Annotated in this window: 25 protein-coding genes; 9 read left to right on the top strand and 16 right to left on the bottom strand. The window is 72.0% G+C overall.

The genetic code is table 11. From position 1 onward, the window contains the following. Window positions 1–6: 6 nt before the first annotated feature. From QE359_RS14735 to QE359_RS14725, 3 genes are read right to left on the bottom strand one after another with little or no spacing between them, the layout of a single operon-like run. On the bottom strand, window positions 7–1,662 hold the full coding sequence (locus tag QE359_RS14735; protein WP_309779748.1) for an extracellular solute-binding protein: 1,656 nt from the start codon (window positions 1,660–1,662) through the stop codon (window positions 7–9). 49 nt (window positions 1,663–1,711) lie between these two features. Then, entirely contained in the window at window positions 1,712–2,605 is an 894-nt protein-coding gene (locus QE359_RS14730) for a carbohydrate ABC transporter permease (protein WP_071296218.1), read from the bottom strand. Then, window positions 2,602–3,585: an ABC transporter permease subunit gene (locus tag QE359_RS14725; RefSeq protein ID WP_309779747.1), complete on the bottom strand. Its 984-nt coding sequence runs from the start codon at window positions 3,583–3,585 to the stop codon at window positions 2,602–2,604. Before QE359_RS14725 ends, QE359_RS14730 begins: the two co-directional genes overlap by 4 nt. A 120-nt stretch (window positions 3,586–3,705) precedes the next feature. On the opposite strand from QE359_RS14725, the gene QE359_RS14720 reads away from it, so the two are divergent. From QE359_RS14720 to QE359_RS14705, 4 genes are all read left to right on the top strand, one after another. Then, the gene (locus tag QE359_RS14720; protein ID WP_309779746.1) at window positions 3,706–4,827 is read left to right on the top strand and encodes a substrate-binding domain-containing protein; all 1,122 of its coding nucleotides are present in this window, start codon (window positions 3,706–3,708) and stop codon (window positions 4,825–4,827) included. A 176-nt stretch (window positions 4,828–5,003) separates the two neighbouring features. Then, window positions 5,004–5,987: a hydroxyacid dehydrogenase gene (locus tag QE359_RS14715; protein ID WP_071302536.1), complete on the top strand. Its 984-nt coding sequence runs from the start codon at window positions 5,004–5,006 to the stop codon at window positions 5,985–5,987. Window positions 5,988–6,001: 14 nt separating this feature from the next. Beyond that, window positions 6,002–7,870: a heparinase II/III family protein gene (locus QE359_RS14710; protein WP_309779745.1), complete on the top strand. Its 1,869-nt coding sequence runs from the start codon at window positions 6,002–6,004 to the stop codon at window positions 7,868–7,870. Beyond that, the gene (locus tag QE359_RS14705; protein WP_309779744.1) at window positions 7,867–8,535 is read left to right on the top strand and encodes a ThuA domain-containing protein; all 669 of its coding nucleotides are present in this window, start codon (window positions 7,867–7,869) and stop codon (window positions 8,533–8,535) included. The genes QE359_RS14710 and QE359_RS14705 overlap by 4 nt, the downstream gene beginning before the upstream one ends. Window positions 8,536–8,587: 52 nt before the next feature. Here the strand turns inward: QE359_RS14705 and QE359_RS14700 are convergent, their stop codons facing one another. The 7 genes from QE359_RS14700 to QE359_RS14670 form a co-directional block, all read right to left on the bottom strand. After that, entirely contained in the window at window positions 8,588–10,123 is a 1,536-nt protein-coding gene (locus QE359_RS14700; protein WP_309779743.1) for a DUF4832 domain-containing protein, read from the bottom strand. Between the two features lie 107 nt (window positions 10,124–10,230). Continuing rightward, window positions 10,231–11,013 (bottom strand): dipeptide/oligopeptide/nickel ABC transporter ATP-binding protein, encoded by a 783-nt coding sequence (locus tag QE359_RS14695; protein WP_309779742.1) that lies wholly within the window; start codon window positions 11,011–11,013, stop codon window positions 10,231–10,233. Continuing rightward, complete coding sequence (locus QE359_RS14690; RefSeq protein WP_309779741.1) at window positions 11,010–11,828, bottom strand: ABC transporter ATP-binding protein; 819 nt, start codon at window positions 11,826–11,828, stop codon at window positions 11,010–11,012. Before QE359_RS14690 ends, QE359_RS14695 begins: the two co-directional genes overlap by 4 nt. Then, window positions 11,825–12,724 carry an ABC transporter permease gene (locus tag QE359_RS14685; protein WP_309779740.1) on the bottom strand — a complete coding sequence of 300 codons (900 nt, stop codon included), beginning with the start codon at window positions 12,722–12,724 and terminating at the stop codon, window positions 11,825–11,827. Before QE359_RS14685 ends, QE359_RS14690 begins: the two co-directional genes overlap by 4 nt. Beyond that, the gene (locus QE359_RS14680; protein ID WP_309779739.1) at window positions 12,721–13,674 is read right to left on the bottom strand and encodes an ABC transporter permease; all 954 of its coding nucleotides are present in this window, start codon (window positions 13,672–13,674) and stop codon (window positions 12,721–12,723) included. The genes QE359_RS14685 and QE359_RS14680 overlap by 4 nt, the downstream gene beginning before the upstream one ends. Before the next feature lie 37 nt (window positions 13,675–13,711). Continuing rightward, window positions 13,712–15,247: an ABC transporter substrate-binding protein gene (locus QE359_RS14675; RefSeq protein WP_309779738.1), complete on the bottom strand. Its 1,536-nt coding sequence runs from the start codon at window positions 15,245–15,247 to the stop codon at window positions 13,712–13,714. 57 nt (window positions 15,248–15,304) lie between these two features. Then, a complete protein-coding gene (locus tag QE359_RS14670) occupies window positions 15,305–16,252 on the bottom strand; it encodes an alpha/beta fold hydrolase (RefSeq protein ID WP_309779737.1) in 948 nt (315 codons plus the stop codon). 65 nt (window positions 16,253–16,317) lie between these two features. Here QE359_RS14670 and QE359_RS14665 point away from each other — a divergent pair, with 65 nt between their 5' ends. Together QE359_RS14665 and QE359_RS14660 are read left to right on the top strand one after the other, a co-directional pair. Then, the gene (locus tag QE359_RS14665) at window positions 16,318–17,214 is read left to right on the top strand and encodes a siderophore-interacting protein (RefSeq protein ID WP_309779736.1); all 897 of its coding nucleotides are present in this window, start codon (window positions 16,318–16,320) and stop codon (window positions 17,212–17,214) included. Further along, the gene (locus QE359_RS14660; protein WP_309779735.1) at window positions 17,211–18,038 is read left to right on the top strand and encodes an ABC transporter ATP-binding protein; all 828 of its coding nucleotides are present in this window, start codon (window positions 17,211–17,213) and stop codon (window positions 18,036–18,038) included. Before QE359_RS14665 ends, QE359_RS14660 begins: the two co-directional genes overlap by 4 nt. Before the next feature lie 359 nt (window positions 18,039–18,397). Here the strand turns inward: QE359_RS14660 and QE359_RS14655 are convergent, their stop codons facing one another. The 5 genes from QE359_RS14655 to QE359_RS14635 all read right to left on the bottom strand — a co-directional run bounded on the left by QE359_RS14655 (window position 18,398) and on the right by QE359_RS14635 (window position 23,841). Continuing rightward, entirely contained in the window at window positions 18,398–18,754 is a 357-nt protein-coding gene (locus QE359_RS14655; protein ID WP_309779732.1) for a Fe-S oxidoreductase, read from the bottom strand. Window positions 18,755–18,756: 2 nt separating this feature from the next. Beyond that, window positions 18,757–20,160: an NAD(P)/FAD-dependent oxidoreductase gene (locus QE359_RS14650; RefSeq protein ID WP_092386928.1), complete on the bottom strand. Its 1,404-nt coding sequence runs from the start codon at window positions 20,158–20,160 to the stop codon at window positions 18,757–18,759. Window positions 20,161–20,248: 88 nt separating this feature from the next. Beyond that, window positions 20,249–21,070 (bottom strand): arginase family protein, encoded by an 822-nt coding sequence (locus tag QE359_RS14645; RefSeq protein WP_309779730.1) that lies wholly within the window; start codon window positions 21,068–21,070, stop codon window positions 20,249–20,251. Between the two features lie 45 nt (window positions 21,071–21,115). Beyond that, window positions 21,116–21,841 (bottom strand): PspA/IM30 family protein, encoded by a 726-nt coding sequence (locus tag QE359_RS14640; protein WP_070416310.1) that lies wholly within the window; start codon window positions 21,839–21,841, stop codon window positions 21,116–21,118. Window positions 21,842–21,897: 56 nt separating this feature from the next. Beyond that, window positions 21,898–23,841: a TPM domain-containing protein gene (locus tag QE359_RS14635; RefSeq protein WP_309779726.1), complete on the bottom strand. Its 1,944-nt coding sequence runs from the start codon at window positions 23,839–23,841 to the stop codon at window positions 21,898–21,900. Window positions 23,842–24,115: 274 nt separating this feature from the next. Here QE359_RS14635 and QE359_RS14630 point away from each other — a divergent pair, with 274 nt between their 5' ends. Continuing rightward, window positions 24,116–24,319, top strand: coding sequence for a hypothetical protein (locus QE359_RS14630; RefSeq protein ID WP_022905704.1), 204 nt, complete (start codon window positions 24,116–24,118; stop codon window positions 24,317–24,319). 24 nt (window positions 24,320–24,343) lie between these two features. Next, window positions 24,344–24,907 (top strand): 4'-phosphopantetheinyl transferase superfamily protein, encoded by a 564-nt coding sequence (locus QE359_RS14625; protein ID WP_309779724.1) that lies wholly within the window; start codon window positions 24,344–24,346, stop codon window positions 24,905–24,907. Here the strand turns inward: QE359_RS14625 and map are convergent. Next, window positions 24,891–25,658, bottom strand: coding sequence for a type I methionyl aminopeptidase (gene map / locus QE359_RS14620; RefSeq protein ID WP_309779722.1), 768 nt, complete (start codon window positions 25,656–25,658; stop codon window positions 24,891–24,893). The genes QE359_RS14625 and map overlap by 17 nt on opposite strands. A gap of 45 nt (window positions 25,659–25,703) precedes the next feature. Between map and QE359_RS14615 the strand changes: the two genes are divergently transcribed. Next, window positions 25,704–26,000, top strand: coding sequence for a helix-turn-helix transcriptional regulator (locus tag QE359_RS14615; RefSeq protein ID WP_309779721.1), 297 nt, complete (start codon window positions 25,704–25,706; stop codon window positions 25,998–26,000). The last annotated feature ends 6 nt before the right edge of the window (window positions 26,001–26,006 follow it).

The raw sequence follows: 26,006 nt of genomic DNA, 5'->3' as shown, positions 1-26,006 counted from the left end.
CAGGGCTCAGCCCTGCTTCTCCATCGCCTCGCTGTACTCCTTGCGCATCTTGTCGCCTGCGGCAGCGGTCCACGTCTTCACCCCGGCCTTGACGGCGGTGAGGTTCGTCCGACCGAGCACGTAGTCGTTGCAGACGCTGTTGAACGCCTGGTTCGCCGACTGCGTGGACGTGGCCGAGGGGGAGTAGAAGCCGTCGACCGGGTTCTTCACGAGCATGTCCTGCGTGGCGACCTGCCACGCGTGCGACTGGCGGAGCTGCTCGTCGATCCGGACCGCGGTGTTGAGCACCTGCGGACCCGCCGCGAGCCGGTACAGCGAGCTGGCGTTGATCATCTGCTCGCCGGTCTTCGTGAGCACCGCATCCGGTCCGCTGCCGGTGTGGTGCACGTTCTTCTTGCCGTGGGTGAGCGTGAAGGCCTCGCGCGAGCCGAACGGTGCCGACAGGTAGTCGAGCAGCCGGAGCTGGGAGCGGATCCTCGCCGGGGTGGTCTTCTTCAGTGCGGCGAACGAGAAGCTCGACGTGCCCTGGTAGTTCGCGCCCTTCCCGCCGTCGGCACCGAACGGCACGATGCCGCCGGTCACGATCCCCTTCGGCATGGTGACGTCGAGCAGCGCCGAGATGCCGTCGAGGTGCATGAGCACGGTGCCGTTGTTGATGTACGTCTTCGCCTTGGCGCTCTCGAGGCTCGGGGTGTCCGGGTGGTAGATCCCGAGGTTCCAGAGCTTCTTGATGTACGAGAGCATCTCGAGCCAGGCACCGGTCTCGTTCTTGTGCGTGAGCGTCCCGCCCGAGGACTGCTTCCACTGGTTCGGGACGCCGAAGGTCGCGCCGATGAAGTCGTACGACCAGTCGACGCCGCTCGATCCACCGCCGCCGGCGATCGCGTACCGGCCGGCCTTGGTGTCCGTGACCGCCCTGCAGAGCTCGGTGAACTCGTCCTTGTCCTTCGGCGCGGGTGCTGCGCCGGTGAGCTGTTCGATGAGGTCGGGGCGGCAGACCATGACCGACCCGAACGGCGGACGGTGCTCCGGGACGCCGTAGATCTTCCCGTTGATGCGGGCACTCCGCCACGACGCGGTGGGGATGTTCGCGAGGTTCGGGTAGTCCTTCACGGCATCGCCGGACAGGTACTCCGACAGGTCCGAGAACTTCGCGTCGAGCAGCTGCGGGAACCGTGGTGGCATCGCGAAGGTCAGGAACTCGACGATGTCCGGGATGTCGTTGCCCGCCGTCATCGTGGCGAACTTCGTGTCGAACGAGTCGCCGGGGACGAACGTCAGGTCGTACTCGGTGTTCGTCAGACTACCGATGTAGTCGAGGAACGAGTTGTCGGCGGGCGGTGGTGCCGTGTACGTGACGACGAACCCGGACGTCTTCGACCCGTCGGCCACCTTCCCGGTCACCGAGGTGAAGAGTTCGCTGTCCTGGGGGTACGAGTAGTACACGGGCTGCACGACGTCGTTGCCGGGCAGGTCCGGCTTCGGACCCTTCGTGATCGGCACGTACGTCGGCAGCGCGGCGACCGTGTCGGAGATGGTCGCGGCGGTGCCGCCGGAGGAGCAGCCGGCGAGGCCGCCCGCCGCGCTGAACGCGACGAGGCCGAAGGCGGCGCCGGAGAGGAGGGTCCGTCGGCTGAGGCCGGCGGTGGTCGTGTCGGTCATGGCTTCTCCCTTGAAGCGTTCGGGTGGAGGGTGGTTCGGCGGGGCCGCGTCAGCCCTTGACGGCGCCGGTCAGGACGCCCTTGGTGAGGTGGCGCTGGACGAGCGGGTAGGCGGCGAGGATCGGGATGATCGCGATCATCACCACCGCCATCTGGATCGACTCCGCCGGCGGCTGCATGGTCGCGTCCGACCCGGCGCCGGACACCAGGCTCGATCCCTGCAGCACGTACGTCCGGAGCACCAGCTGGAGCGTCCACTTCGTCGAGTCCGACAGGTAGAGCAGGGCGTTGAAGAACGCGTTCCAGTACCCGACCGCGTAAAACAGCCCGACGACGGCGATCACCGCGCGCGACAGCGGCAGCACCATCTGCCAGAGGATGCGGAACTCGCCGGCGCCGTCGATCTTCGCGCTGTCGATGAGCTCCTGCGGGATGCTCATCATGAAGCCGCGGACGACGACCATGTTGAACACGCTGAACGCGCTCGGCAGGATCAGCGCCCAGTAGTTGTCGAGGAGCCCGAGCTGCTTGACCATCAGGTAGAGCGGGATCATCCCCGGCGCGAACAGGAACGTGATGAGGACGAACGTCAGCAGCGGCCGCTGGAAGAGCGATCCCTGCCGGCTGAGCGCCCAGGCGGCGAGGACGGTCGACGCGAGGCTGATCGCCGTGCCGACGATCGTCACCAGGAGCGTGACCACCACGGCGCGGGTGACGACCCCGCCGGACAGGATCTGCACGTAGGCGGAGAGGTCGAAGGACCGTGGCCAGACGACGTAGCCGCCGGCGGCCGTGACGTCGGCCTGGCTCGACACGCTCGTCGAGAAGACGATGAGGAACGGGAACAGCACCACCGCGAGGATCAGGACGATCGCGACGGCCTTCAGTGCGAGGACGACGGGCTTGGGCTTCCCGGCCCAGACCGGACGGACGATGGTGCTCATGATCGCGAATACACTCCCTGCTCACCGAGCATGTGGGCGGCCTTGTTCGCCGCCATGATGAGGACGAACCCGACGAGGCCCTTGATCAGGCCGACGGCGATGCCCGTGGACCAGTTGCCGTCGACGACGCCGTGGTAGTAGACGTAGGTGTCGAGCACTTCGGCGGCATCGGCCCCCACGGCGTTCCGTTGCAGGATGATCTGCTCGAAGCCGACGGACAGCGCCTCGCCGAGCCGCAGGATGAGCAGCAACACGATGATCGGCCGGATGCCGGGCAGCGTCACGTGCCAGAACCGGCTCCACGCACCCGAGCCGTCGATCGCGGCGGCCTCGTACAGGTTGTCGTCGATCGCCGCGAGGGCCGCGAGGAAGATGATCGTCCCCCAGCCGGCGTCCTTCCAGATCACCTGGCTCGTCAGCAGCAGCTTGAACGTCGACGGGTCGCTCATCACGCTGACCGTGCCGGCGTCGAGTTGCCGGAGCGCGTGGTTCACGACACCGCCCGAGCCGAGCGACTGCTGGAAGAACCCGACGACGATGACCCAGGACAGGAAGTGCGGCAGGTAGAGGACCGACTGCACGGTCGCCCGCAGCCACGGCCACACCAGCGAGTGGATGAGCAGCGCGAGGGCGATCGGCACCGGGAAGAACAGCACCAGCTGGATGAACGTGATCTCCAGCGTGTTGAGCGTCGCGCGCCAGAAGTCCGGGTCCGCGAAGAGCACCTGGAAGTTCGACAACCCGACCCACGGGCTCTGGGCGATCGGGATGTACGGCTGGTAGTCCATGAACGCGATCACGTTCCCGAGCATCGGGACGTACACGAACAGCAGGAGCAGGACCACCGCCGGCGCGACCATGATCAGCAGCGGGTAGTCCCGTCGCAACCTCGCGGTGAACGGGACCTTGCGGGCCACCGGGACGCCGTCGGACCGTGGGGTCCGCGTCTCGGTGGCCGGGTCGACCATCGTCGCGCTCATGTGGCTCCTTTGCTCACGTGGCTGGGGTCCGCGGCCGGACCTCCGGTGGCGGTTTCGTCATCCTGGGACGTCCGTATGATGACGGTCAAGCGGGCGTATTCACCCGCACACGAAACGAACATGGGAGCGACGATGCACCCGACCAGACGGCAGGAACGGATCCTGGCCGAACTCCGTGTCCACGGCAGCCTGTCCGCCTCGGACTTCGCAGCGCGCGAAGGGATCTCGGCGATGACGGTGCGCCGCGACCTGTCCGAACTCGCTGACCGCGGACTCGTGCGACGTGTGCACGGCGGCGCGGTGTCGGTCGAGACACTGCCCACCGCCGGCGCACCGCACCGTCCGGCACCGCGACCCGAGCCGACCACGCGGACCGCGACCGAACCCGGCGCGCTGTTCACCCTCGGACTCGTCGTCCCCGACCCGGGCTACTACTTCCCGAAGATCGTCGCGGGCGTCGCCGAGCGCACCGAGGCCCTCGGCGGACGGGTCGTCCTCGGAGTGTCCCGCTACGACCCGGACCGCGAACGACAGCAGGTCGAACGGCTCATCGCCGCCGGGGTCGACGGGCTCCTCGTGACGACCACCGTCGCGGACGCCGTCGACACCCTCGAGCTCCTCGACCGGGCACCGATGCCCGTGGTCGTCGTCGAGCGCTCCCTCACCGAGGCACCCGTCGGCACGCAGCTCGAGTCCGTCCGGAGCGACCACGAGGCCGGGGCCGGGATCGCCCTCCGCCACCTCGCGTCGCTCGGGCACCGGAAGATCGGCATGGCCGTGTTCGAGACCCCGACGACCCCGCAGCTCCGTACCGGCTACGAGCGCAGCGTCCGCCAGCTCGGCCTCGGCACCGACGCACCCGTCGAGGTGATCGACGAGACGCACGCGGTCGGCGAGGCCACACGGGCGTTCGTCCGACGCTGCATCGACACGGGCACCACCGCGGTGTTCGTGCACTCGGACCACTACGCCGTGGAGTTCGTCGAGACCGTCACCGAGATGGGCCTGACGATCCCGGGCGACCTCTCCGTGGTGGCCTACGACGACGAGGTCGCCGCGCTCGCCGGGGTCCCGCTCACCGCGGTGGCGCCACCGAAGAACGACGTCGGCCGGTTCGCGGCGACGATGTGCTTCGAGCGGATCTCGGCCACGGCGCAGACCGGGTTCGCCCGACGGCACATGACCCTGACGCCGACGCTGAGCGTGCGCGGGTCCTCGGTCGCGCCGGTGTTCGCTTCGTGATCGTTTGCGCGGCCGTTCTTGACATCGAACACCGCGCGGCGCTGGCATGGTGATCGCCGACCGCCTACGAGGAGCCGCCGACGATGACGTCACACCCCCGCACGCACCGCGCCGTACCGCGGGTGTCCGAACCCGTGCCCCCGCCCGGAACAGGCCGCGTACCCGTCGCGTTCGTGATGCCGGAGACGACCTTCGCGCGGGTGTTCGACCACGGGGACCTCGCCGCACTCCACGCCTCCGAGGCGATCCGGCTCATCGCCGACCGCCCGCTCGACCCGGACGACCCGCGTGACGCCGTGCTCCTCACCGAGGTCGAGGTCCTCGTGACCGGGTGGGGGAGTCCGGAGCTCGACGCGGGCCGCCTCGACCGGATGCCGCGGCTGCGCGCCGTGGCGCACTCCGCCGGGTCGGTGAAACCCGTGGTGGACGACGACGTCTGGTCCCGGGGCATCGCGGTGACCTCGAGCGCCGCTGCGAACGCCGTGCCGGTCGCCGAGTTCACGGTCGCGATGATCGTCCTCGCCGCCAAGCGCGCGTTCGCGACCGCTGCCGCCCTCGGGTCCGCCACCGGGCCCGTCGACGTCGAGGGGTCCTGGCCGGTCGTCGGTATGCACGGCATCACCGTCGGCGTGGTCGGTGCCTCCCGCGTCGGCCGTGCGGTGATCGAGCGGCTCCGGGCACACGACGTCCGAGTGCTCGTCAGCGACCCGTACCTCGACGACGACGAGGCCACGCTGCTCGGTGTCACCGTGGTCGACCTGGACACGCTCGCCGTCACGAGCGACATCGTCACGCTGCACGCGCCGCTGCTGCCGTCCACCCGGGGCATGATCGACCGGCACGTCATCGGCCTGCTCCGCCCGGGGACCACCGTCGTGAACACCGCCCGTGGCGCGATCCTCGACCAGGACGCCCTCGCCGACCGACTGGACCGCGGTGACCTCGCCGCCGTGCTCGACGTCACCGAACCCGAGCTCCTGCCGCCGGACGCGCGCCTCCGCTCGACGCCGAACACCTTCATCACGCCCCACATCGCGGGCTCACTCGGCAACGAACTCCGCCGGCTCGCCGAGAACGCGGTGCGCGAGACCATCGCCTTCGCCGCGACCGGCGCCTTCACCGACCCCATCGTCCCCGACGGCTTCGCCGTCCAGGCCTGACCGCTGGAACCCCCATGACCGTCACCGTCGACGCCCAGACCCTCACCGACCGCTTCACCGCGACCGCCCGCCGGGCGCTCCGACCGAGGACGTGGCGACCCGCGCCTCCCGTCACCGACCGCGCCGCGTGGGCCGACGTGGCGACGGCGGACCAGGAGGCGCTGCTCGCGGTGGCGAGGGACCGTCGCGACGCCGCCGCGGTCGCCTTCCCGACCCTCTCGCTCTGGGCGCGCTACAGCCGGGACGGCGACCGGCAGCCGTACGAGCGCGCGCAGCGGAACCTGCTCGAGTCGGCCGCTTCGGCCGCGCTCGCGCTCGCGGTGACCGACGAGGACGAGTGGGCGACGGTCCTCGCCGACCAGGTCTGGCGGATCTGCGAACTGCGCGCGTGGTGCCTACCGTCGCACTACGCGCTGCCGGAGAGCGGCGAGCGGCCGTTCCTGCCGGTGCCGGGCCGGGACGTGCTCGACCTCTCGGACGCGTACGTCGGCGGCATGCTGGCGGCGATCGACGCGATCGCCGGTGAGCGGCTCGAACGCGACGCGCCGGGCGTCCGCGCCCACGTGCACCACGAGGTCCGCCGCCGCGTCCTGGACCCGTGGGAACGCGAGGAGTACTTCTGGCACGGGGTCGACGGGCCGCCCAACAACTGGGCGCCGTGGATCGTGTCGAACGTGCTCGTCTGTGCTGCCGTGGTGGAGCCCGACGCCGAGCGACTCGGGGCGACGATCGACCGCGCGCTCGTCATCCTCGACCGGTTCCGGGCCGGGTACGACGCCGACGGCAGCTGCGACGAGGGCGCGACCTACTGGTGGTGGGCCGGTGCGACGCTGTTCGAGGCACTCGACCTCGTCGAGCAGCTCACCGACGGGGCCTTCGACGGCTTCGTGGTGGAACCGGTGGCCGCCACGGCACGGTTCCCGATGGGCATGCAGATCGACGCCCACCGCCAGGTCAACCACTCCGACGGGTCGCCGGTGCTGCCCGAGAACGCGAACTGGCACCTGCTGGTCCGGTTCGGTGCACGCGTCGGGGACGACGAGGTCGTGCAGCACGCCCGGTGGATGGGGCGCCGGCACGCGTTGCGGTTCGACGGGCAGCTCGCAGCGCTCTTCCGCCGCACCCTCGCCGAGCTCCGGGCACCGGGGTGGCAGGACGCCGGACCCGCAGCGCCGGGCATGCCCACGTCGCTGTACCTCCCCGGCACCGAGGTGGCCGTTGCCCGCTCCGACGCCTTCTTCCTGTCGGCGAAGGGCGGCCACAACGCCGTCAGCCACAACCACAACGACGCAGGGTCCGTCATCGTCTCGCTCGACGGCGAACCCGTCGTCGTGGACGCCGGTGTCGGGGTGTACCGCCGTGAGACGTTCCTGCCCGAGCACCGGTACGGCATCTGGACCATGCGGTCGAGCTGGCACAGCGTGCCGTGGCCGAACGGCGTCGAGCAGCACGAGGGGGAGTCGTTCCGGGCGACGGGCACCGAGTTCGCCGACGACGGCGACCGAGCGACGCTGTCCACGGACCTGACCGCGGCGTACCCCGCGGCGTCCGGGCTGGTGCGCGCGGTGCGGATCGCCTCGCTCGACCGGGCCGCCGAGGTCGTCGAGCTGCAGGACGAGTGGGCGTTCGCGGAACCGGGCGTCATGACGCTCGTGCTGTTGACGCTCCACGAACCGGTGGTGACCCCCGGCGGTCTGGACGTCGGGCCGGCACACGTGGCGGTCGACGGCGCGCGCTTCGAGGTGCGCACGGAGCGACGCGAGCTCGACGACGAGAAGCTGCGGGCGGCCTGGGACGCGGCGCTGCACCGGGTCCTGCTCGTCGAACGCGAGCCTGCCCGCACGGGGTCGCACACCGTCCGCATCACCCGGGCCACCGCGTGAGTGCGGTGCTGCTCGGCGGGGTCGGACGGTGGACGGACCCCTGGCACCCCTTCGACGAGACGACCGCGGCGCTGACGGCGATCGCGGCCCAGGTCGGGATCGGGCTGTCGTCGTCGTCGGACGTCGACCGGACGCTCGAGTCCTTCGGGGTCGGCCCGCTGCCGTCGCTCGTGGTCGTGGACCTCGGCCTGCCGCGGGACGGCCTGCCGGTGCCGTTGCCCGCAGCGGAACCGGGGTTCCGTCGGCTGCTCGCGAGCCGCGTGCCGATGCTCGTCGTGCACGTGTCGTCGACGTCCTTCGCCGGAGACGACGACTGGGAACGGGCCCTCGGCGGCGTGTGGGTGCGCGGCACGACGATGCACCCGCCGTCCGGACCGTGCACCGTGCACGTGGTCGACGACCAGCACCCGGTCACGGCGGGCATCGGCGACTTCTCGCTCGACGACGAGCGGTACTCCCACCAGCGGGTCTCGGCGGCGGTCCGGGTCCTGGTCGACCACGAGCACGACGGTGTCCGACACCCGCTGGTCTGGGTGCACGAGCGTCCGGGCGGCGGCGTCACGGTCTACGACGGCCTCGGTCACGCCGGGGCGTCGTTCGCCTCGCCGGATCACCGCCGGCTGGTCGCACAGGCGCTGGGATTCCTGACCGAGTCCGGCTCGTGACCGTTCCGGTTCGCGATCGCGGGGGATCGCGAACCGGAACGGTCACGACGGCTCAGGAGACCGTGACGTCCCCGACGACGAGCCAGCCGTTCGTCGTCGTCCCCTGCGCCGCGAGCGCGATCGCCGGGGTGTCCGACCGGGTCGTGTCCACGATCGCGACGCCCCAGCGGTAGGAGCCGCGGGCGACGCCGGCGACCGACGGCGTGTACGAGTACGCGGTGGGCGTGCCCCGCAGCCAGTCCGAGGGCTCGGACGCCGCGTCCACGACGACCCGGACGGGCGTTCCGTCCGCCCCGAGCAGCGCGAGCGCGGCCTTGTACTTGTGCTTCCAGACCGGGAGGTTCGTCGGCAGGAAGCCCCAGCCGAGGTTCGTCCACTCGTGGGTGATCGCAGCGGTACCGCCGGCACGGAGCGCGTCCGGGGCGACGACCTTCGACGGGTAGAGGCGGTACCCGCCCTCGGCGTCGAAACGCTGCGTGAGCGGGGCGGTCTCGGCGGCGAACCACGAGAGTGTCTCGCCGTTCCGGAAGTCCATCATGTTGACGTGGGCCTCGACGGAGTCGTCGAACTCGCCCTGCCGCACGTCGGCGACCGTCTCGTAGCCGCGGGGGTCCTGCGTGACGTCGTGCTGGGCGGTGACCCACCCGCCCTCCATGATGATCGGGCGCCGGTACCGCCACTTCGCGGCCATCGACCTCTCCCAGTCGGAGTAGTAGGTGGTCATCCCGAAGGCGTCGTGGCGGAGGACGTACCCCTTCTCGTACGCGCCGTCGAGCATCCGTTCGCTCTCGGGGTCCGGCGCACCCCAGTCCTTCCCGCCGCCGATCATCCGGTGGTAGTTCAGCGCCAGCGGCACCGTGGTGAAGTGCCGCTGGTACAGGTCGATGATCCAGTCGAACACGGGCTCGCGGTTCGCGGCGTCCCGGTAGAGCATCGAGTGTCCCTCGCCCCACTTGCCGAGGCCGTACCCGTCGATGAAGTCCGTCGTCTCCGGGTCGTCGTACTGCTCGGCGAAGGCGGCGACGAACGCCGCGTACTTCGCCTGGAACACCGGGTCGTCCGGGTAGGGCGACCAGACCGTCTTGCTGCCGGTCTGCGTCTCGTACCCGGAGGCACCCGCGGCCCGCACCCAGTCGGGCGTGAAGTTCGACGCCTTGTCGCGGCTGTCGACCACCACGCGGAACGCCAGCCGGAGTCCCCGACGGCGGGCCTCGGCGAGGATGCCCGCGAAGGCAGCGTTCGTGTCCCATCCGTAGACGCCCTCTGACGGTTCGAGGATCGTCCACGACACCCGCATGTACAGCACCGAGGCGTGGTCGGACACGGTGATCGTGGTGCCGTCGGGCAGCGGGACGTCGTCGTACTGCGTCCAGTAGTCCGCCGCCGGGGTGGACGAGCCGTACAGCGCCCAGCCGTTGAGCGGGTTCTTCAGCAGCGTGGTCGTGTCGGCCGCGAACTCCTTCGTGACCGTGGCGGCGAGGTGTGGTCGGCCGCGCCCTGGTCCGAGGACCCCGCTCGCGGCCGACGTGGTGGCGACGATGCCGAGACCGAGTGCCGTCCGTCTGGTGATGTCGTTCGACGTGCTCATGCGTTCTCCCCTTCGAGAAGCGATCGATGCACGTCGATGCTCCCGAGGGTCCCGCACAGTGGGCAAGGACTCCCGCCCAGCCGAACAGGAGTCGCACACGGCCGGCGCTACGGCAGCGTGGGCGCCGCCTCCACCAGGGCCCGGGTCACCGGGTGCTCCGGCGCATCGAGCAGGGACACCGGCCCGTGCTCGACGATCCGGCCCGCGGACATCACCGCCACCGTGTCGCACAGCCGCTGCACCACGCCGATGTCGTGCGACACCAGCACCAGCGTCAGCCCGAGGTCGTCCGCGAGCGACCGGAACAGCTCGATCACGCGGGCCCGGACCACCACGTCGAGGGCGCTCATCGGCTCGTCCCCGAACAGGATCCGCGGCGAGTGCACGACGGCCCGGGCGATCGCGATGCGCTGCCGTTGGCCGCCGGAGAACTCGTGCGGGTACCGGTCGACGACGTCGGCGGGGAGGTCGACGCGCGCGAGGACGTCCCGGACGAGCGCGTCGTGCGAACCGTCGATCCGGAGCGCCCGCAGCGGTTCCGCGACGATCGCGCCCACGCGCATCCGCGGGTCGAGCGAGGCGTACGGGTCCTGGAAGACCACCCCGGTCTCGCGACGGAACCAGCGCATCGCGGCCGCGGACCCGGACGCCACCACCGGACGACCGGAGGCGGTCACGGTGCCCGCGGAAGGCGCCTCCAGGCCGGCGAGCAGCCGCACCAGCGTCGACTTGCCCGATCCGGACTCGCCGACGATCCCCAGGCGTGCGCCGGGCGCGACCGTCAGGTCGACGCCGTCCACCGCGGTCCGGACGGGCCCGGGTTCGAACGGGCCGCGGCGGGGGAGCCGGTAGGTGCGGTGCAGGTCGCGGGCGTGCAGGACGTCGGTCATGCGGAGCCTCCGGTCCGAGGGGCACGACGGGCGGTGGCGCGGGCGGCGTCGACGAGGGCGGCCGTCGCGGGGTGCTGCGGCGCCGCGAGGAGTCCTGCGACCGACCCGTGTTCGACGACCCGGCCGGCGTCGAGCACGACGGCCGTGTCCGCGATCCGGGCGAGCACCGCGAGGTCGTGCGTGACGAAGACCATGCCCGCGGTGAGGCCCTCGAACAGCTCGAGGATCCGGGCCTCGGTCGTGACGTCGAGCGCCGTGGTGGGTTCGTCGGCCACGAGGTAGGACGGCTGACCCGCCATCGCCATCGCGATGCAGATCCGCTGCCGCTGCCCACCCGAGAGCTGGTGCGGGTACTGCCGCAGCAGCGACTCGGGATCCGGCAGCCCCACGCTGACGGCGAGGTCGAGCGCGGCGGCCGCTGCGGCACGCCGGTCGAGTGAGCGGTGCAGCCGCAGCGGTTCGGCGATCTGCGCGCCGACCCGGCGGAGCGGGTCGAGCGCGGTGCCGGGTTCCTGGAAGACCATCCCGATGCCGGCCCCGCGGTGGCGGGCGCGCGCACGGTCGGGCAGACCGACGAGCTCGGTGCCGTCCAACCGGACGCTGCCGGTGACGGTCGCGCCGGTCGGCTCGAGTCCCATCAGGGCGAGCGAGGTCATCGACTTGCCGGACCCGGACGCGCCGATCACGCCGACGCGGCGGCCAGGAGGCACGGTGAACGTCACGTCGTCGAGGATCGTCCGACGGTCGATGCGGACCGTCAACCCCCGCACCTCGAGCCCCGAGGCTGCGGTGCTCGGAGTGGTCGCGTCGCTCATGCGGTCACCCCCGTGCTCGTCGTGGCCGGGTCGTCCGGCGTGCGGGGCGCGGGTCCGCCACCGGCCGCGCGGTCGTTCGTGGTCAGGCGCGGGTCCGTCGCGTCGCGGACGGCGTCGCCGAGCAGCGACAGCGCCGCGACGACCAGGGCGATGGCCGCACCGGGCCAGGTGGCGCTCCACGGGTGCACGCCGATGTACGTCTGCAGGTCGGCGAGCATGCTGCCCCACGAGGCAGTGTTCGAGCCGGCGCCGTACCCGAGGTACGAGAGCCCGGCCTCGGCGAGGACCGCGGTGGCCATCGCGAGCGAGAGCTGCACGGTGAACAGCGGCGCCGCGTTCGGCACGAGGTGGCGGAACAGCACCCCGGCACCGCCCACGCCCGACGCCCGCGCGGCGGTGACGTAGTCGCTCCGGGCGATGCGGCGGATCTCCCCGCGGGCCACCCGGGCGATCGTGACGCCGAAGGACAGGCCGACGCTGACGATCACGACGCCGAGCGACCCGCCGGCGATCGCGGTGAGCAGCATCGCGGTGAGGAGGGTCGGGAACGCCACGAGGATGTCGAGCAGGACGGCCGTGCCCTCGCGGAGCCAGCGCGCGGTGAGCGAGCCGATCGCGGTGAGGACCATGCCGACGACGCTCGCGATGACGCCGGAGCCCACCGCGACGAGCACGGTCGTGCGGGTACCGGCGAGCAGGTAGCTCGCGATGTCCCGGCCGGAGGCGTCGGTGCCGAACCAGTGCGCTGGGCTCGGCGGCTCCCACTGGTGGAAGGGGTCGGCGCGGAAGGGGTCCTGCGGCGTCCACACGAGCGACACCACGGCGAGGACGACGAGCAGGCCGAGGACGACCACGGCGAAGACCCCGGTCGGCCGGGCGAGGAGGCGGCGGATCACTCGGACACCTCGCGCTGTCGGGGGTCCAGCGTGCGGTGCACGACGTCGACGGCGAAGCCCACGAGCAGCACGAGCCCGGTGAGCACGAGTAGCTCGGACTGCACCTTCGTGATGTCGCGGCGCCCGACGTCGGTGACGAGCATGCGCCCGACACCGGGGAGCGAGAAGAGCTGTTCGACGACGACGGCCCCGACCAGGAGCCCGGCGATCTGCACGCCGAGCACGGCCAGCACGGTCAGCGCCACCGACGGGAGCCCGTGCTTGACGAGCGCCTGCGTCCGGGTGAGGCCGATCGCCGCCGCCGTGCGGACGTGGTCGGCGTCGAGCACCCCGAGGGTCGCCGAGCGGGTGAAGCGCAGGATCACCGCACCCTCGACGGCGCCGATCGTCAGCGCGGGCAGCACGAGCGCGGCGAACGCCCGACCGGGTTCCCCCCAGCCGTCGAGCGGGAAGCCCTGCGTCGGGAGCCAGTGCAGCGTGACGGCGAACAGCGCCACGAGGAGCATGCCGGCCCACACGATCGGGATCGCCGCGACCGCCTGCGCCACGAAGGCGATGACGGCCCCGCCCGGGCGACGCCGCAGCACCGCGGCGAGCACGCCGAGCGGCACCCCGATGACGAGCGCGGCGACGAGCGACATGGCCGCGAGCGGCAGCGTGACGCTGAGCTTCTGGGCGATCTCGGGTGCGACCCGTCCGTCGGTGACGAGGGACCGCCCGAGGTCGCCGCGGAACAGCCCGCCGATCCAGTCCAGGTACTGCACGACGACCGGTCGGTCGAGCCCGAGCTGCTGGCGCAGTTCGGCCACCTGCGCCGGCGACGCCTGGGTGCCCGCGACGATCTGCGCCACGTCGCCGGGCAGCACCCGGAGCGTCGCGAAGATGATCGCGCTGGCCACGAGCAGGCCGACGACGAGCAGGAGCACCCGCCCGATGAGGAACCGGGTCACGACACCGATGCTACGGGAGCCGTGGTCCGTGCCCGCCTCACTTGACGGCGAGCTTCGACAGGTCGAGGCGCGAGTTCGTGCCGTCGTACGGGAAGCCCGTGACGCCCTTCCGCACCGCGGTGATCGACGTCGCCGTGTAGAGCCACTCGCCGGCGGCGTCCTCGCTGACGATCCGCGCCGCCTTCTGCAGGTCGGCGACCTTGGCGGCTTCGTCCGTCGCGGCGACCGAGTCGGCGTAGAGCGACTGCACCTCGGCGTTGTCGTAGCCGAAGTAGTACTCCGGGTTCGCCCAGTTGCCGAAGTCGCGCGCCTCGACGTGGTTCACCATCGACAGGTCGAAGTCGTGCGTGCCGCTCTTCGGTGCTTCGAACACCTGCGACAGCCAGGTGGCGAAGTCGACGCGCTTGACCGTCAGGGTGATGCCGACGTCGGCGAGCTGCGACTTCAGCACGTCGCCGATCGTCGCCGAGTAGATGTTCGCGTACGTCAGCGTGAGCTTCAGGTTCGTCGCACCGGCCTCGGCCAGGAGCTTCTTCGCGTTCGCGGGGTCGTACGCGTCGATGTCGGTGAGGTCCTGGTAGCCGGGGTCGAGCTCGGGGATCGGGCCGCCCTGCTCGACGCCGGTGCCGCCGATCGCCTTGATGATCGCCTTGGCGTCGATCGCCTGCCGGATCGCCTGTCGCACCCGCTTGTCGGTGAAGGGCGCCTTCTGGTCGTTGAACGCGAGCGTGTACTTGTCGGTCGTCTTGCCGGTGTGCAGCGAGATGTCCGAGCTGTTCTGCAGCTGGCTCTTGAGCGTGCCGTCGACGGCGGTCTGCACGTCGAGGTCGCCGTTCGCCATGGCGTTCACCGCGGTGGACGGCTGCGTGATGTACCGGAAGACGACCTTGGCGACCTTCGCCTTCGTGCCCCAGTAGTCGGCGTTCCGCTCGAAGGTGAGGGAGTCGCCCTGCTTCCAGCTCGACACCTCGTACGGGCCGGTGCCGTTGGCGGTGTCCGACAGGTCGTTCTTCGCCGCCTTCTCGAGCACGAGGCCGGCGCGCCCCGTGAGGTTCCAGAGCAGGTCGGAGTCGGGCTTCGCGAGCTTGAGGACGACCGTGTCGGCGGAGGGTGACGAGATCGACGTCACGTTGGCGAGCTGCGCGGAGTCGACGTACGAATCGTTCGACTTGACCTGCTGCAGCGACCAGACGACGTCGGCCGCGGTGACGTCCTTGCCGTCCTGGAACGTGGTGCCGTCGCGCAGCGTGAACGTGTACGTCAGGCCGTCGTCCGACACCTGGTGCTTCGACGCCAGCACGTCGCGGACGTCACCGTCCGCCGTGCGGCCGACGAGCCCCTGGTAGACGTTGTCGATGAGCACCTGGTCGAGTGCGGCACCGGACTGCGTGCGGATGTCGAGGCTCGTCGGTTCGAGGACGAGGCCGACGCGGACGGTGGCGTCGGTGCCGCCGTCCTCGTTCGAGGATCCGGAGCAGCCGGTCAGCACGAGGGCCGATGCGACGGCCACCGCGGTCGCGGCGAGGGCCGCGCGGCCGAGGCGGGAGGTGCTGCGGGCGGGGAGCGGACTCATGGGTGGTGGGTTCCTTCCGGCGCGGTGGCGACGGTCGTCGCGCGCGCTTGCACGAGGTTAGCGGCGGCCGGGGTGCTCCGGCGACGGTTCTTCGATCCGGTGCAACAAACCGTTACGTTCCGCCCATGCCCGGATCGCCGTGGCCAGTTCGAGGGGGGCCTGGTTCTGCACGGCGTGCCGGGCCTCGACCGTGACGATCTCGGCGTCGGGCAGGCGCTCGGCGAACTGCGCGTGCAGCTTCGGTGACACGTAGCCGCGGTCGCCGCGGACGAGCAGGATCGGGACGTCGAGGGCCTCGAGGTCCGGCCACGCGTCCGCGAACCGCCCCACCGACGAGGTGTGGCCGGCGGGGAGGTGCGGGAAGTGGTGGCGCCGCACGAGCCGCCCGTCGGCCCCGAGTCGCGTGGTGTGCCGGGCCTCACGCAGGAGCACCGTGCGGTCGTCGCCGACGCGGGCCTCCACGGCGCGGTCGACGACCTGCTCGAGCGACGTGAACGGCTCCTCGGCCTCGAGCGCGCGGGCGATCCGGTCGACGGCTCGCTGGGCGAAGTCCGGCGACATGTCGACGAGCACGAGTCCGGTGACGCGCTCCGGTGCGGTCGCCGCCAGTCGGGCGGCGAGGATCGCGCCGAGGGAGTGCCCCACGACGATCCCGGGCCGGACCCCGAGCGCGTCGAGGGCCGCGAGCACGCTCGGTGCCGTCGCGCCGGCCCCGTAGTCCGCGTCGTCGCGCCACCCGGACCGGCCGTGGCCGGGCAGGTCCACGGCGACCGCCGGCTCGCCGACGGCGAGCGCGGTCTGGTCGAAGCTGTGGGCGTCGATGCCGAGCCCGTGCAGGTAGGTGATCCGCGCCTCCTGGCCGTCCGCCGTGTCCCAGCGGATCGCGGCGATCTCCTGTCCGTCGGTGGTGCGGACCACCTGCCTGGAGGCGCGCATCGGCGCCGTCACGCCGCTCGCGTGGGCGAGGTCGGCCAGGTCTGCGAATTCGTCGTCGGCATCGGGCACGGGGACGATCCTCGCACCGTGCGGACCCTTGGGTCTCTTAGGTAAGGCATGCCATACTTGCCGTCGTGGCAGCCCGGTACCGTGTCTTCTCCGTCCGCGTGGCAGCCGTCACGTCCCTCACCCCGCACTTCGTCCGGGTGACCCTGACGGGCGACGCCCTCGCCGAGTTCTCGTCCGTCGGCCTCGACCAGCGCATCAAGATCGTGCTGCCGATCCCCGGGCACGGCTTCACGGACCTGCCCGACGGCGAGGACTGGTACGCCGCCTGGCGTGCCCTGCCCGACGCGGTCCGGAACCCGCTCCGCACCTACACGGTCCGCTCCTTCCGACCGGACGCCCGCGAGCTCGACATCGACTTCGTCGCGCACGGCGACACCGGACCCGCCTCGCGCTGGGTCTCGGAGTGCCGGGTCGGCGACGAACTGCGCATCGTCGGGCCGGCGGTGCCGTCGTCGCCCGCGGAGCTCCCGACCGGTGCGGCCGAGTTCGACCCCGGCGCCGCGAACCGGATCCTGCTCGCCGGCGACGAGACCGCCGCCCCCGCCATCTGCGCCATCCTCGAGGCACTCGACGTCGCCACGATCGGCCACGTCTTCATCGAGGTCCCGACCGACGCCGACCGGCTGCCCGTGACCGCGCCCGCCGGGGTCGAGGTCCGCTGGATCGCCCGGAACGGCGCCTCGCACGGCGTCCGGATGACCGACCAGGTGCACGCCTGGGCGTCGACCGTCGCGGCGGGGCCGGCGTGCGGCGACGCGCGGGAGCTCACGGACGTCGACGTCGACGAGCAGGTGCTCTGGGACATTCCCGCCGGCGACGAGTCGCGGCCCGTCTACGCCTGGATCGCGGGCGAGGCCGGGTGCGTCAAGGAGCTCCGCCGGCACCTCGTGCGCGGTGTCGGGCTCGACCGGAAGCAGGTCGCGTTCATGGGGTACTGGCGGCACGGCAAGGCCGAGAATTGACCGGTTCCGCCGACGGTGCCGGGGCTGCGTCGTCTGTGCCGGCGACCGCGCTCGGGGCCCGTGGGCTGACGCTCGCGTACGACGACCGGGTCGTGGTGTCCGCGCTCGACGTCGACATCCCGGACGGTGAACTCACCGTCATCGTCGGGCCGAACGCGTGCGGCAAGTCGACGCTGCTGAAGTCGTTCGCGCGGACGCTGAAGCCGACCGCCGGCACCGTGTACCTCGACGGGTCGCCGATCTCGTCCCTCCGCCCGAAGGCCGTCGCGCGCCGCGTCGGGATGCTCCCGCAGACCCCGATCGCGCCGGACGGCATCACCGTGCGCGACCTGGTGTCCCGGGGGCGGTTCCCGCACCAGGACCTGCTGCACCCCTCGTCGGGGTCGGACCGGCGGGCCGTGCAGGCCGCGCTCGAGCAGACGTCGACCGTGTCGCTCGCCGACCGCAGCGTGGACGAGCTGTCCGGCGGCCAGCGTCAGCGGGTGTGGATCGCGATGGTGCTCGCGCAGGAGACCGACATCGTCCTGCTCGACGAGCCCACGACGTTCCTGGACATCGCGCACCAGTACGACGTGCTCGAGCTGGCGTCGGCGTTGCACGCGGCCGGTCGGACGGTCGTCGCGGTGCTGCACGACCTCAACCAGGCGGCGCGGTACGCCACGCACGTGATCGCGATGCGTGACGGGTCGATCGTGGCGTCGGGGCCGCCGGCGTCGGTGGTGACGGCCGACCTCGTCGAGGACGTGTTCGGGCTGCCGTGCGTGGTCGTCGCCGACCCCGAGACGGGCACGCCCCTCGTGGTGCCGCGGCGCCCCGCGGCCTGACGCGCTGCGCGCCGCGGCGCGGGCGCGCGGGCGCTGGCGCTGGCGCCCGGTCAGGTCGCACGAAGTGCCGCTCGCGCGCGCCGCGGGCGGCACTTCGTGCGACCCGGGCGTCACGCCCACGGCGTGTCGTGCGACCTCGAGACGGACGTGACCCGTCGCGGTGGGCGCACACCGTTCCGGACGGGAGGCACGGTGCGAGACCGTCCCGCGCCTCCCGTCGGGGTGTCGGCCAGCTCCACCCCCGCGAGGTCGCGAGAACTGCCGCTCGCGCGCCCGGCGCGCGGCACTTCGTGCGACCTCGCCGCCGCACGCGCGGCGTGTCGTGCGACCTCGGGGCGGGCGCGCGGGCGCGCCGAGCGTCAGCGGTAGTTGCCGTCCTCGAGCCCGGCCTCGATCTCGAACCGGTTCCGCAGCGGATCCTGCCCCGCCAACGCGTACACGATCGGCATGAGCATCCCGTACCGCCGCCACTGGTCGACGTGCACCCGCTCGTGCCGGAGCACCCGGTCGCCGTCGTTGTCCCGCGTGAGGTAGACCGACCCCACGCACGTGCCACCTCGGCGGAACACCCACCGCGGCAGCCCGGTGCACACGATCAGCCCGTCGACGACCCGCACCTTCCCGGTGGAGAGCGGGACGCCGACGGCGAGGCCGACCACGGTCGCGAACGCCCACCCCGCCCGGGACACGGGGGAGTCGAGCAGGGGGTTCCGCACCGCTACTCCGGGCGGCCGTAGGTCTCGAGCAGTCGCAGCCAGATCTCGTTCATCGTCGGGTAGGCGGGGACGGCGTGCCAGAGGCGGTCGACCGGCACCTCGCCCACGACGGCGATCGTCGCGGCGTGCAGCATCTCGGCGACGTCCTGCCCGACGAAGGTCACGCCGACGACGACCCCGCGGTCCTCGTCGACGACCATCTTCGCCCGCCCGGTGTAGCCGTCCGCCTGCAGTGAGGCGCCGGCGACGTTGCCGAGCTCGTACTCGACCGCGCGGACGTTCAGCCCCTGCTCGCGTGCCTTGGCCTCGGTCAGGCCGACGCTCGCGACCTCGGGATCGGTGAAGGTGACCTGCGGGACCGCAGCGTGGTCGGCGGTGGCGACGTGCGCACCCCACGGTTCGGTGTGCAGCGGCGTGCCCTGGTGCCGGGCGGCGATCGCTTCGCCCGCGGCACGCGCCTGGTACTTGCCCTGGTGGGTGAGGAGCACGCGGTGGTTGACGTCGCCGACGGCGTAGAGCCAGTCGGTGCCCTGCACGAGCATCGTGTCGTCGACCTGCAGCCAGTCGCCCGCGGTCAGCCCGACGGACTCGAGGCCGAGGTCCTTCGTGGTCGCGGCGCGTCCGGTCGCGGCGAGGACCTCGCTCGTGATGACCGTCGAGCCGTCGTCGAGCGTCGTCGTGACGAGGCCATGCTCGTCGCGGTCGACGCGGGTGGGGTTCACGCCGGTGCGGACGTCGACGCCCAGCTCGCGGAGGGAGTCGGCGACGAGCTCTCCCGCGAACGGCTCCATGCCGCCGAGCAGCCCGTGCCGTGCGACGAGCGTGACCTTCGCCCCGAGGGACGCCCACGCGGTCGCGAGCTCCGAGCCGGAGACCCCGCCGCCGATGACGAGCAGGCTCTCGGGCACCGTCTGCGCACTGGTGGCCTCACGCGTGCCCCACGGCGTCGCGTCGGCGAGCCCCGGGACGTCGGGGAGGATGTGCAGCGAGCCCGTGACGACCGCGATCGCCGCGGCCGCCGTGTAGGTCGTGCCGTCGACCTCGATCGTCTTCTCGCCGGTGATCCGGGCGTGGCCGCGGATGAGGTCGATGTCGGCGGACTCGAGCCACGAGACCTGGCCGTCGTCCTTCCAGTCCGAGGTGAAGGAGTTCCGTCGGGCGAGCACGTGCGCCGCGTCGAGGTCGCCCGTGACCGCCTGCTTCGCACCGTCGAGCCGCTTCGCCGCGGCGAGGGCGTGCCCGCTGCGCAGCAGGGCCTTGGACGGCATGCACGCCCAGTAGGAGCACTCGCCGCCGACGAGCTCGGCCTCCACGATGGCGACCGACAGGCCGCGCTTCTTGGCGTAGTCCGCCACGTTCTCGCCGACTGCGCCGGCGCCGATCACGATGAGGTCGTAGTCCGTCATGTCGCCGAGCGTACGCGGATCGGCATGGGTCATGCCGGGCGCGGTGCGTACCCCTGGAGAACGGGTCCGCGGGGGAGCGCCGGGACCGTCAGGCGGTGCGGGACGCGCTCGTCAGCGCGCCGACCGCACGCAGGATGACGCCGAGGTCGTCGACCGCGCGGTCCGGGTCGACCGGCGCGAACCCGGTGAGGGCCGCGCCCGCCAGGCGTCGTCCGCGCGTGGCGGCCTGGATGCGCTCGACGAGTCCGGCGCCGTCCAACCCGAACGGGACGGGCTCGAGCAGCCCGTCGACCTCTGACGGGTCGAGGACGTCCAGGTCGACGTGCACGAACACCGCGTGGGCACCGGTGGCGTCCACCGCTGCCGCGATCGCGTCCGGGGTGGCGGCGTCGACGTCGAGGTGCACGATCCCGGCACGGTCGAGGGCACCTGCCTCGGCGTCCTCGACCCCACGCACCCCGGCGACGACGACGGACGAGGTCGCCAGGGTCGGAAGCGCCGGGAACAGGTCGTCGGGGCGGTCCACGAGGATGCGGAGCACGGCGGTCTCGGCGGCGACGGGCTGCGCGCGGTTGAGTGCGCGGAACCCGCTCGACCCCGCGATCCGCACGAAGGCGGTGTCCGGTCCGAGCCCGACCGTGGCGCCGAGCACGCTCGCACCGTCACCGCCGACGACGAGGACCGGCTCGCTCGACACCGTGGTCTCCTCGGCGACGCGTTCGGCCACCGAGAGCACCGAGGTGTACCGGGCGACGGCCGTCTCGAGACGGTCGCCGGCTCCCGCCGGGACGTCGACCACGGTGGTCGACGCGCGCGGGAGGTCGGCCGCGATCGCCGCGGCTCCGTCCCCGAGGCGCATCGCACGGGACGACGCCGAACCCTGCCACTGACCGACCACGAGGAACTGCATCGTGCCAGTCTGTCAGGCGGGGTCCGGCGTCGTCCGAGGAGCGCGTCAGATGCTCGACGAACCGCCGGACTTCAGGGCGGCGAGCCGTGCCTCGACCTCGGCGTCCTTGCCCACGTCCTCGAGGCTCTCGAACTGCGAGTCGAGGCTCGACGACTGCAGCTCCTGCTGGCCGAGGACCTTCGCCTCTTCGCGGCGCACCTTCTCCTCGAAGCGGCCGAGGTCGCTCGTCGGGTCGAGCACGTCGATGTTGCCGAGCGCGTCGTTGACCTTGGACTGCGCCTCGGCCGTCTTCGACCGGGCGACGAGGTTGTCGCGCTTCGAGCGGAGCTCCTCGAGCTTCTGCTCCATGCCGGCGAGGCCCGACTTGAGCTTCTCCACCGCCTCGTTCTGCGAGGCGAGGTTCGGCTCGGCGTCCTTGACCTCCTGCTCGGCCGCGATCTGCTTGCCGATCGCGATCTTGGCGAGGTTGTCGAACTTGTCCGCCTCGGCCGTCTTGCCCTCGGTGCGGTACTTGTCCGCAGCAGAGGAGGCGTTGGCGGCCTTCTGGCCCCACTCCACCGCTGCCCGCTTGTCCTCTTCGTGGTCCTGCTCGAGCAGTCGGACGTTGCCGATCGTCTGCGCGATCGCCGTCTTGGCGTCCGCGATGTTGTTCGTGTAGTCCCGCACGAGCTGGTCGAGCATCTTCTGGGGATCCTCGGCGTCGTCGATGAGCTGGTTGATGTTCGCCCGGACGAGGGTCGAGATCCGCCCGAAGATCGTCTGCTTTGCCATTGCTGTTCCCTTTCGTGGAAGGACTGGTGTGGTGCTGTTGGTCTGTGGTGCCCGGTCTAGAAGCGGCCGCCGCCGGAGAAACCGCCCCCGCCTCCGCCGCCTCCGCCGCCGAAGCCGCCGCCGCCCCCGAAGCCGCCGCCTCCGCCGAAGCCGCCACCCCCGAAGGAGCCGCCCCCGTAGCTGCCGCCGCGACCGCCGAGCAGGCCACCGAGCACGATGCCGGTGACGAGGCCGCCGAGCTGCGCGCCGTTGCCGCCACCGCCGCCGAAGCCGCCGCCACCGCCCCAGCCGCCCATGTCGTCGTTCGCGGCGTCCATCGCGGCCGCCGCGTACTGCTCGGCCGCACGCGCTGCCTGCAGCGCCTGCCCCGGGTCCGTCGTGGCGAGCTGGACGGCGTCGTCGAGTGCTCGTTGGGCTTCGGACAGCCGCGTCCGCGCCGTCGGTCCGACCCCGCCGCGGTGCAGGGAGATGAACTCGCGCGCCTGGCTGATCCGGTTCCGGGCGTCGCGGAGCGCGTCGTCGAGCGCACGGGACGCCCGACGCTGCTGTTCCTCGGCGCCACGGGCCGCGGCGATGGCCTGGTCGATCTCGGTGTTCGCCTTGGTGAGGGCGTCGACCGCGGTGATCGGGTCCTTCGGGTCGAAGCCCTGCCGCAGGACGGTCTCGGCACGGGTGACCGCGGCGGCGAGTTCCGGTCCGCCGACGGTGAGGGTGCGCGCCGCGGCGACGTCGCCCTCGATGTCGACGCGCATCGCCTCGGCGCGTGCGGTGGCCTCGGCGAAGCTCGCCTCGGCAGCGCTCGCGCTCGACGTGAGCTGCTGCACCTGCGCGAGGGCGTGCTGGGCGTCGCGCACGGCGACGACCGCCTCGCCCTTGTCGCCCGCGGCGATCGCTGCGGTGGCCGCCTGGGACCGTTCGGTCGCGTAGGCGAGGACCTGCTCGGCCTGGTCGACGCTGTCCGACACGGTCGCGAGGGTCCGGCCGGTGTACGCCGAGCGGATCCGGTCCAGCGATGCGCTCGCCTGCTGGACCAGTGCCGGGGCGGCGGCGACGGCCTGCGCGAGCGCGGCAGCGGCTTCCTCGACGCCGTCCTCGAGCGAGCGGAGCTTGTCGAACGACTCCGTCTGCTCCTCGATCGAGGCGTGCGCCTGTTCGCAGATGGCGATGATCTGGTTCGCCCAGTCGGCGCGCTGCTGCGGGGAGTCCGGGATCTCGTCGTCGAGCTGCTGCTGGAACGTGAACGCCTTGCGGACGGCTTGCTGCGCCGCGGCGACCGCCTCCGCGAAGGGCTTCGCGGCGTCGGCCCCGAACTGCGCGGTGGCGAACCCGACCTCTTGCTCGGCGGTGCGCAGCTCGTCGTCGATCGTCACGAGGGCGCCCCCGGCGGTCCGCTCGAGGTCGGCGAGGGACGCTTCCTGCGCCTTCGTCGCGGCGGCCGTCCGGCGCTTGTTCCGCGTCCGGATGACGAGCACCACGACGACGACCGCGACGACCACGACGGCGAGGAGGATCCACAGCCAGGTGAGGTCCGGCGGCGCCTGGGTGTCGGCGAGGCCGTTCGCGAAGGCGAGCGCGGCCCCGGACCAGTCGCTCTTCTTCAGGGCCGGCAGCAGGTCGTCGTCCACCGCGGACTGGACGTCGGACGAAGAGATGCTCGTCTCGTTCGTCTGCTGGACGTCGTAGTTCCGGTCGTCGACGGCGACCGACAACAGGATGCCGTCGGAGTCGATCTGGTTCGCCGACATCGTCGCGGCGCCCCACTCGGTGTGGTCCGACGGGTTCGTGAACGTCGGGACGAAGACGACGTAGAGCTGGGTCTTCGTGTCCGTGTAGAGCTGTTGCACGGCGTTCTCGATCCGGGACTGCTGCGAGGAGCTGAGCACGTCGGCTTCGTCGAGGACGTACGCGCCACCGAGGTCGACCGGTGCGGTCGCTCGCGCCGTCGCCGCCGGCGCCAGCACGAGGAACACGGCCAGGAGTGCCGCAGCGATGCGTCCCACCAGCCCCGGCGTCCCCCTGTCGGTCCTCGTCCTGCCCGTGGCCGATCCGCCCTGGACCGCTCGCATCCGTCCTCCGTCCGTCGCCGTGGTCACGGTCCGAGTACCCCCGGAACCGCGCCCCGGAGCGCTGTTGCCCGGAGTCTATCCACGCCGCGCAGCGCTCGGACAGACTCCGGGCGAACCCTCGTGGAACCCCGGGCCTGTGCAGGTGTTGTACCCCGGACCGGGGTATGCTCGGGGAGCGTTCGACGACGAACGAGACAGGGGAACAGCAATGGAGCGAACAACCAGCACCGAGGTCGTCCCACTCGAGGACGGCTACCACCGTGTGTCGACGCCGGCGAGCGGTGTCATCGGCTTCGTGCGCGAGCACGACGGCCGCTACGAGGTCCTCCGCGGACGGGTGCGCCAGGCGACCCGGTCCGAAGGGCTCTACAGCACGATGAACGTCGCGCTCATCGCGCTCACCCACGCCTGAACCACCCGACGTAGGCTCGCCTGCGTGAGTTTCCCGCGCCTCCAGACCGTCGTGGTGACGATCCGGCGGTCCGGCGGCAGTGCCGACTCGGACCGGGAGGCGCTGCTCTCCGCCGTCGAGTCGGCGGCGGGTGTCGACGTGTCGGCCGTGCGCGCGGGGCGCGTCTGCCCACACTGCGCCGCGACGGACCACGGCCGCCCCTGGGCCGAGGTCGACGGCTCCGCCGTCGGCGTGAGCCTCGCACGGACCACCGACCTCGTCGCACTGGCCGTCGGACCACCAGGGATCGGCGTCGACCTCGAGCGCGTGTCGCGGGTCGCAGCGGCCCCGCTCGACGCGTTCACGCCCGGGGAGCTCGCCCGGTCCGTTGACGACACTGCCCGGGCGGCGTGCTGGGCGGTGAAGGAGGCCGTCCTGAAGCGTGACGGCCGAGGACTCCGGGTGGACCCGACCCGCGTCGATGTCGACCTGGGGCGGGGCACGGCGGTCCTGGACGGGGTGTCGCAGCCGGTCTCGGTGCTCTTCCCCGCGGTCGACGTGGTGCTCGCGGTCGCGGCGGGTGGGGCTCCGGTCAGCGTGGGAGCGTGAGGACCTCGACGCCGTCCTCGGTGATCGCCACGGTGTGCTCGGTGTGCGCGGTGCGTGCTCCCGTGGCGCTGCGGAGCGTCCAGCCGTCCGGGTCGGTGACGAGCACGTCGGTGTCCGCCATCACCCACGGCTCGAGCGCGAGGAGCAGCCCGGGGCGGAGGGTGTAGCCGCGTCCGGGGCGCCCGGTGTTCGACACGTGCGGGTCCTGGTGCATCGTCGAGCCGATGCCGTGGCCGCCGAACTCGACGTTGACGGGGTAGCCGGCGCCCTCGAGCACCGTGCCGATGGCGTGCGACAGGTCGCCCGTGCGGACCCCGGGGCCGGCGGTCTCGATCGCTGCGGCGAGGGCGCGCTCGGTGGCGTCGATGAGGGCCAGGTCGGCCGGGTCCGGTGTGCCGACCACGAAGCTGACGGCGGCGTCGGCGGCGATGCCGTCGAGCGACACGGCCAGGTCGAGCGTCAGCAGGTCGCCGTCCTGCAGGGTCCGGTCGTGGGGGAGCCCGTGCAGGACGGCGTCGTTGACGGCGGTGCACACGTGGTGGCCGAACGGCCCGCGTCCGAACGACGGGGCGTAGTCGACGTAGCAGGAGTCGGCGCCGGCGTCCTCGATCATCGCCTTCGTCCACCGGTCGATCTCGAGCAGGTTCGTGCCGACGCGGGTGCGCTCGCGCAGGGTCTGCAGGATCGTGCCGACGAGGGCTCCGGTGGCGCGGGCCCGGTCGACCTCGGCCGGGGTGAGGATCTCGATCATGGGATGATCATACCGGTACTGGAAGACCGGTATTAGTGTGGGCACATGGTCCGTCTCCCGCTCAACCCCGACGAGCTCGCCCGTGGTCGGCGCCTCGGCGCGCTGCTCCGTCGTGCCCGCGGGGAGCGCTCGATGCTCGACACGGCGCTGCGGGCCGGGATCTCGCCGGAGACGCTGCGGAAGATCGAGACCGGCCGCATCGCGACGCCGGCGTTCTCAACCATCGCGTCCGTCGCCGGGGTCGTCGGGCTGTCCCTCGACGCGGTGTGGGCCGAGGTGAACGGTACCCCGGGGACGGCCGACGTCGGCGGCGCTCCGGACCTGGTCGAGACCGCGAGCTGACGCGCG

It is taken from the genome of Curtobacterium sp. SORGH_AS_0776 (genome assembly GCF_031453355.1).
Taxonomy (GTDB): domain Bacteria; phylum Actinomycetota; class Actinomycetes; order Actinomycetales; family Microbacteriaceae; genus Curtobacterium.
This window is presented reverse-complemented; position numbering and strand designations above follow the sequence as displayed.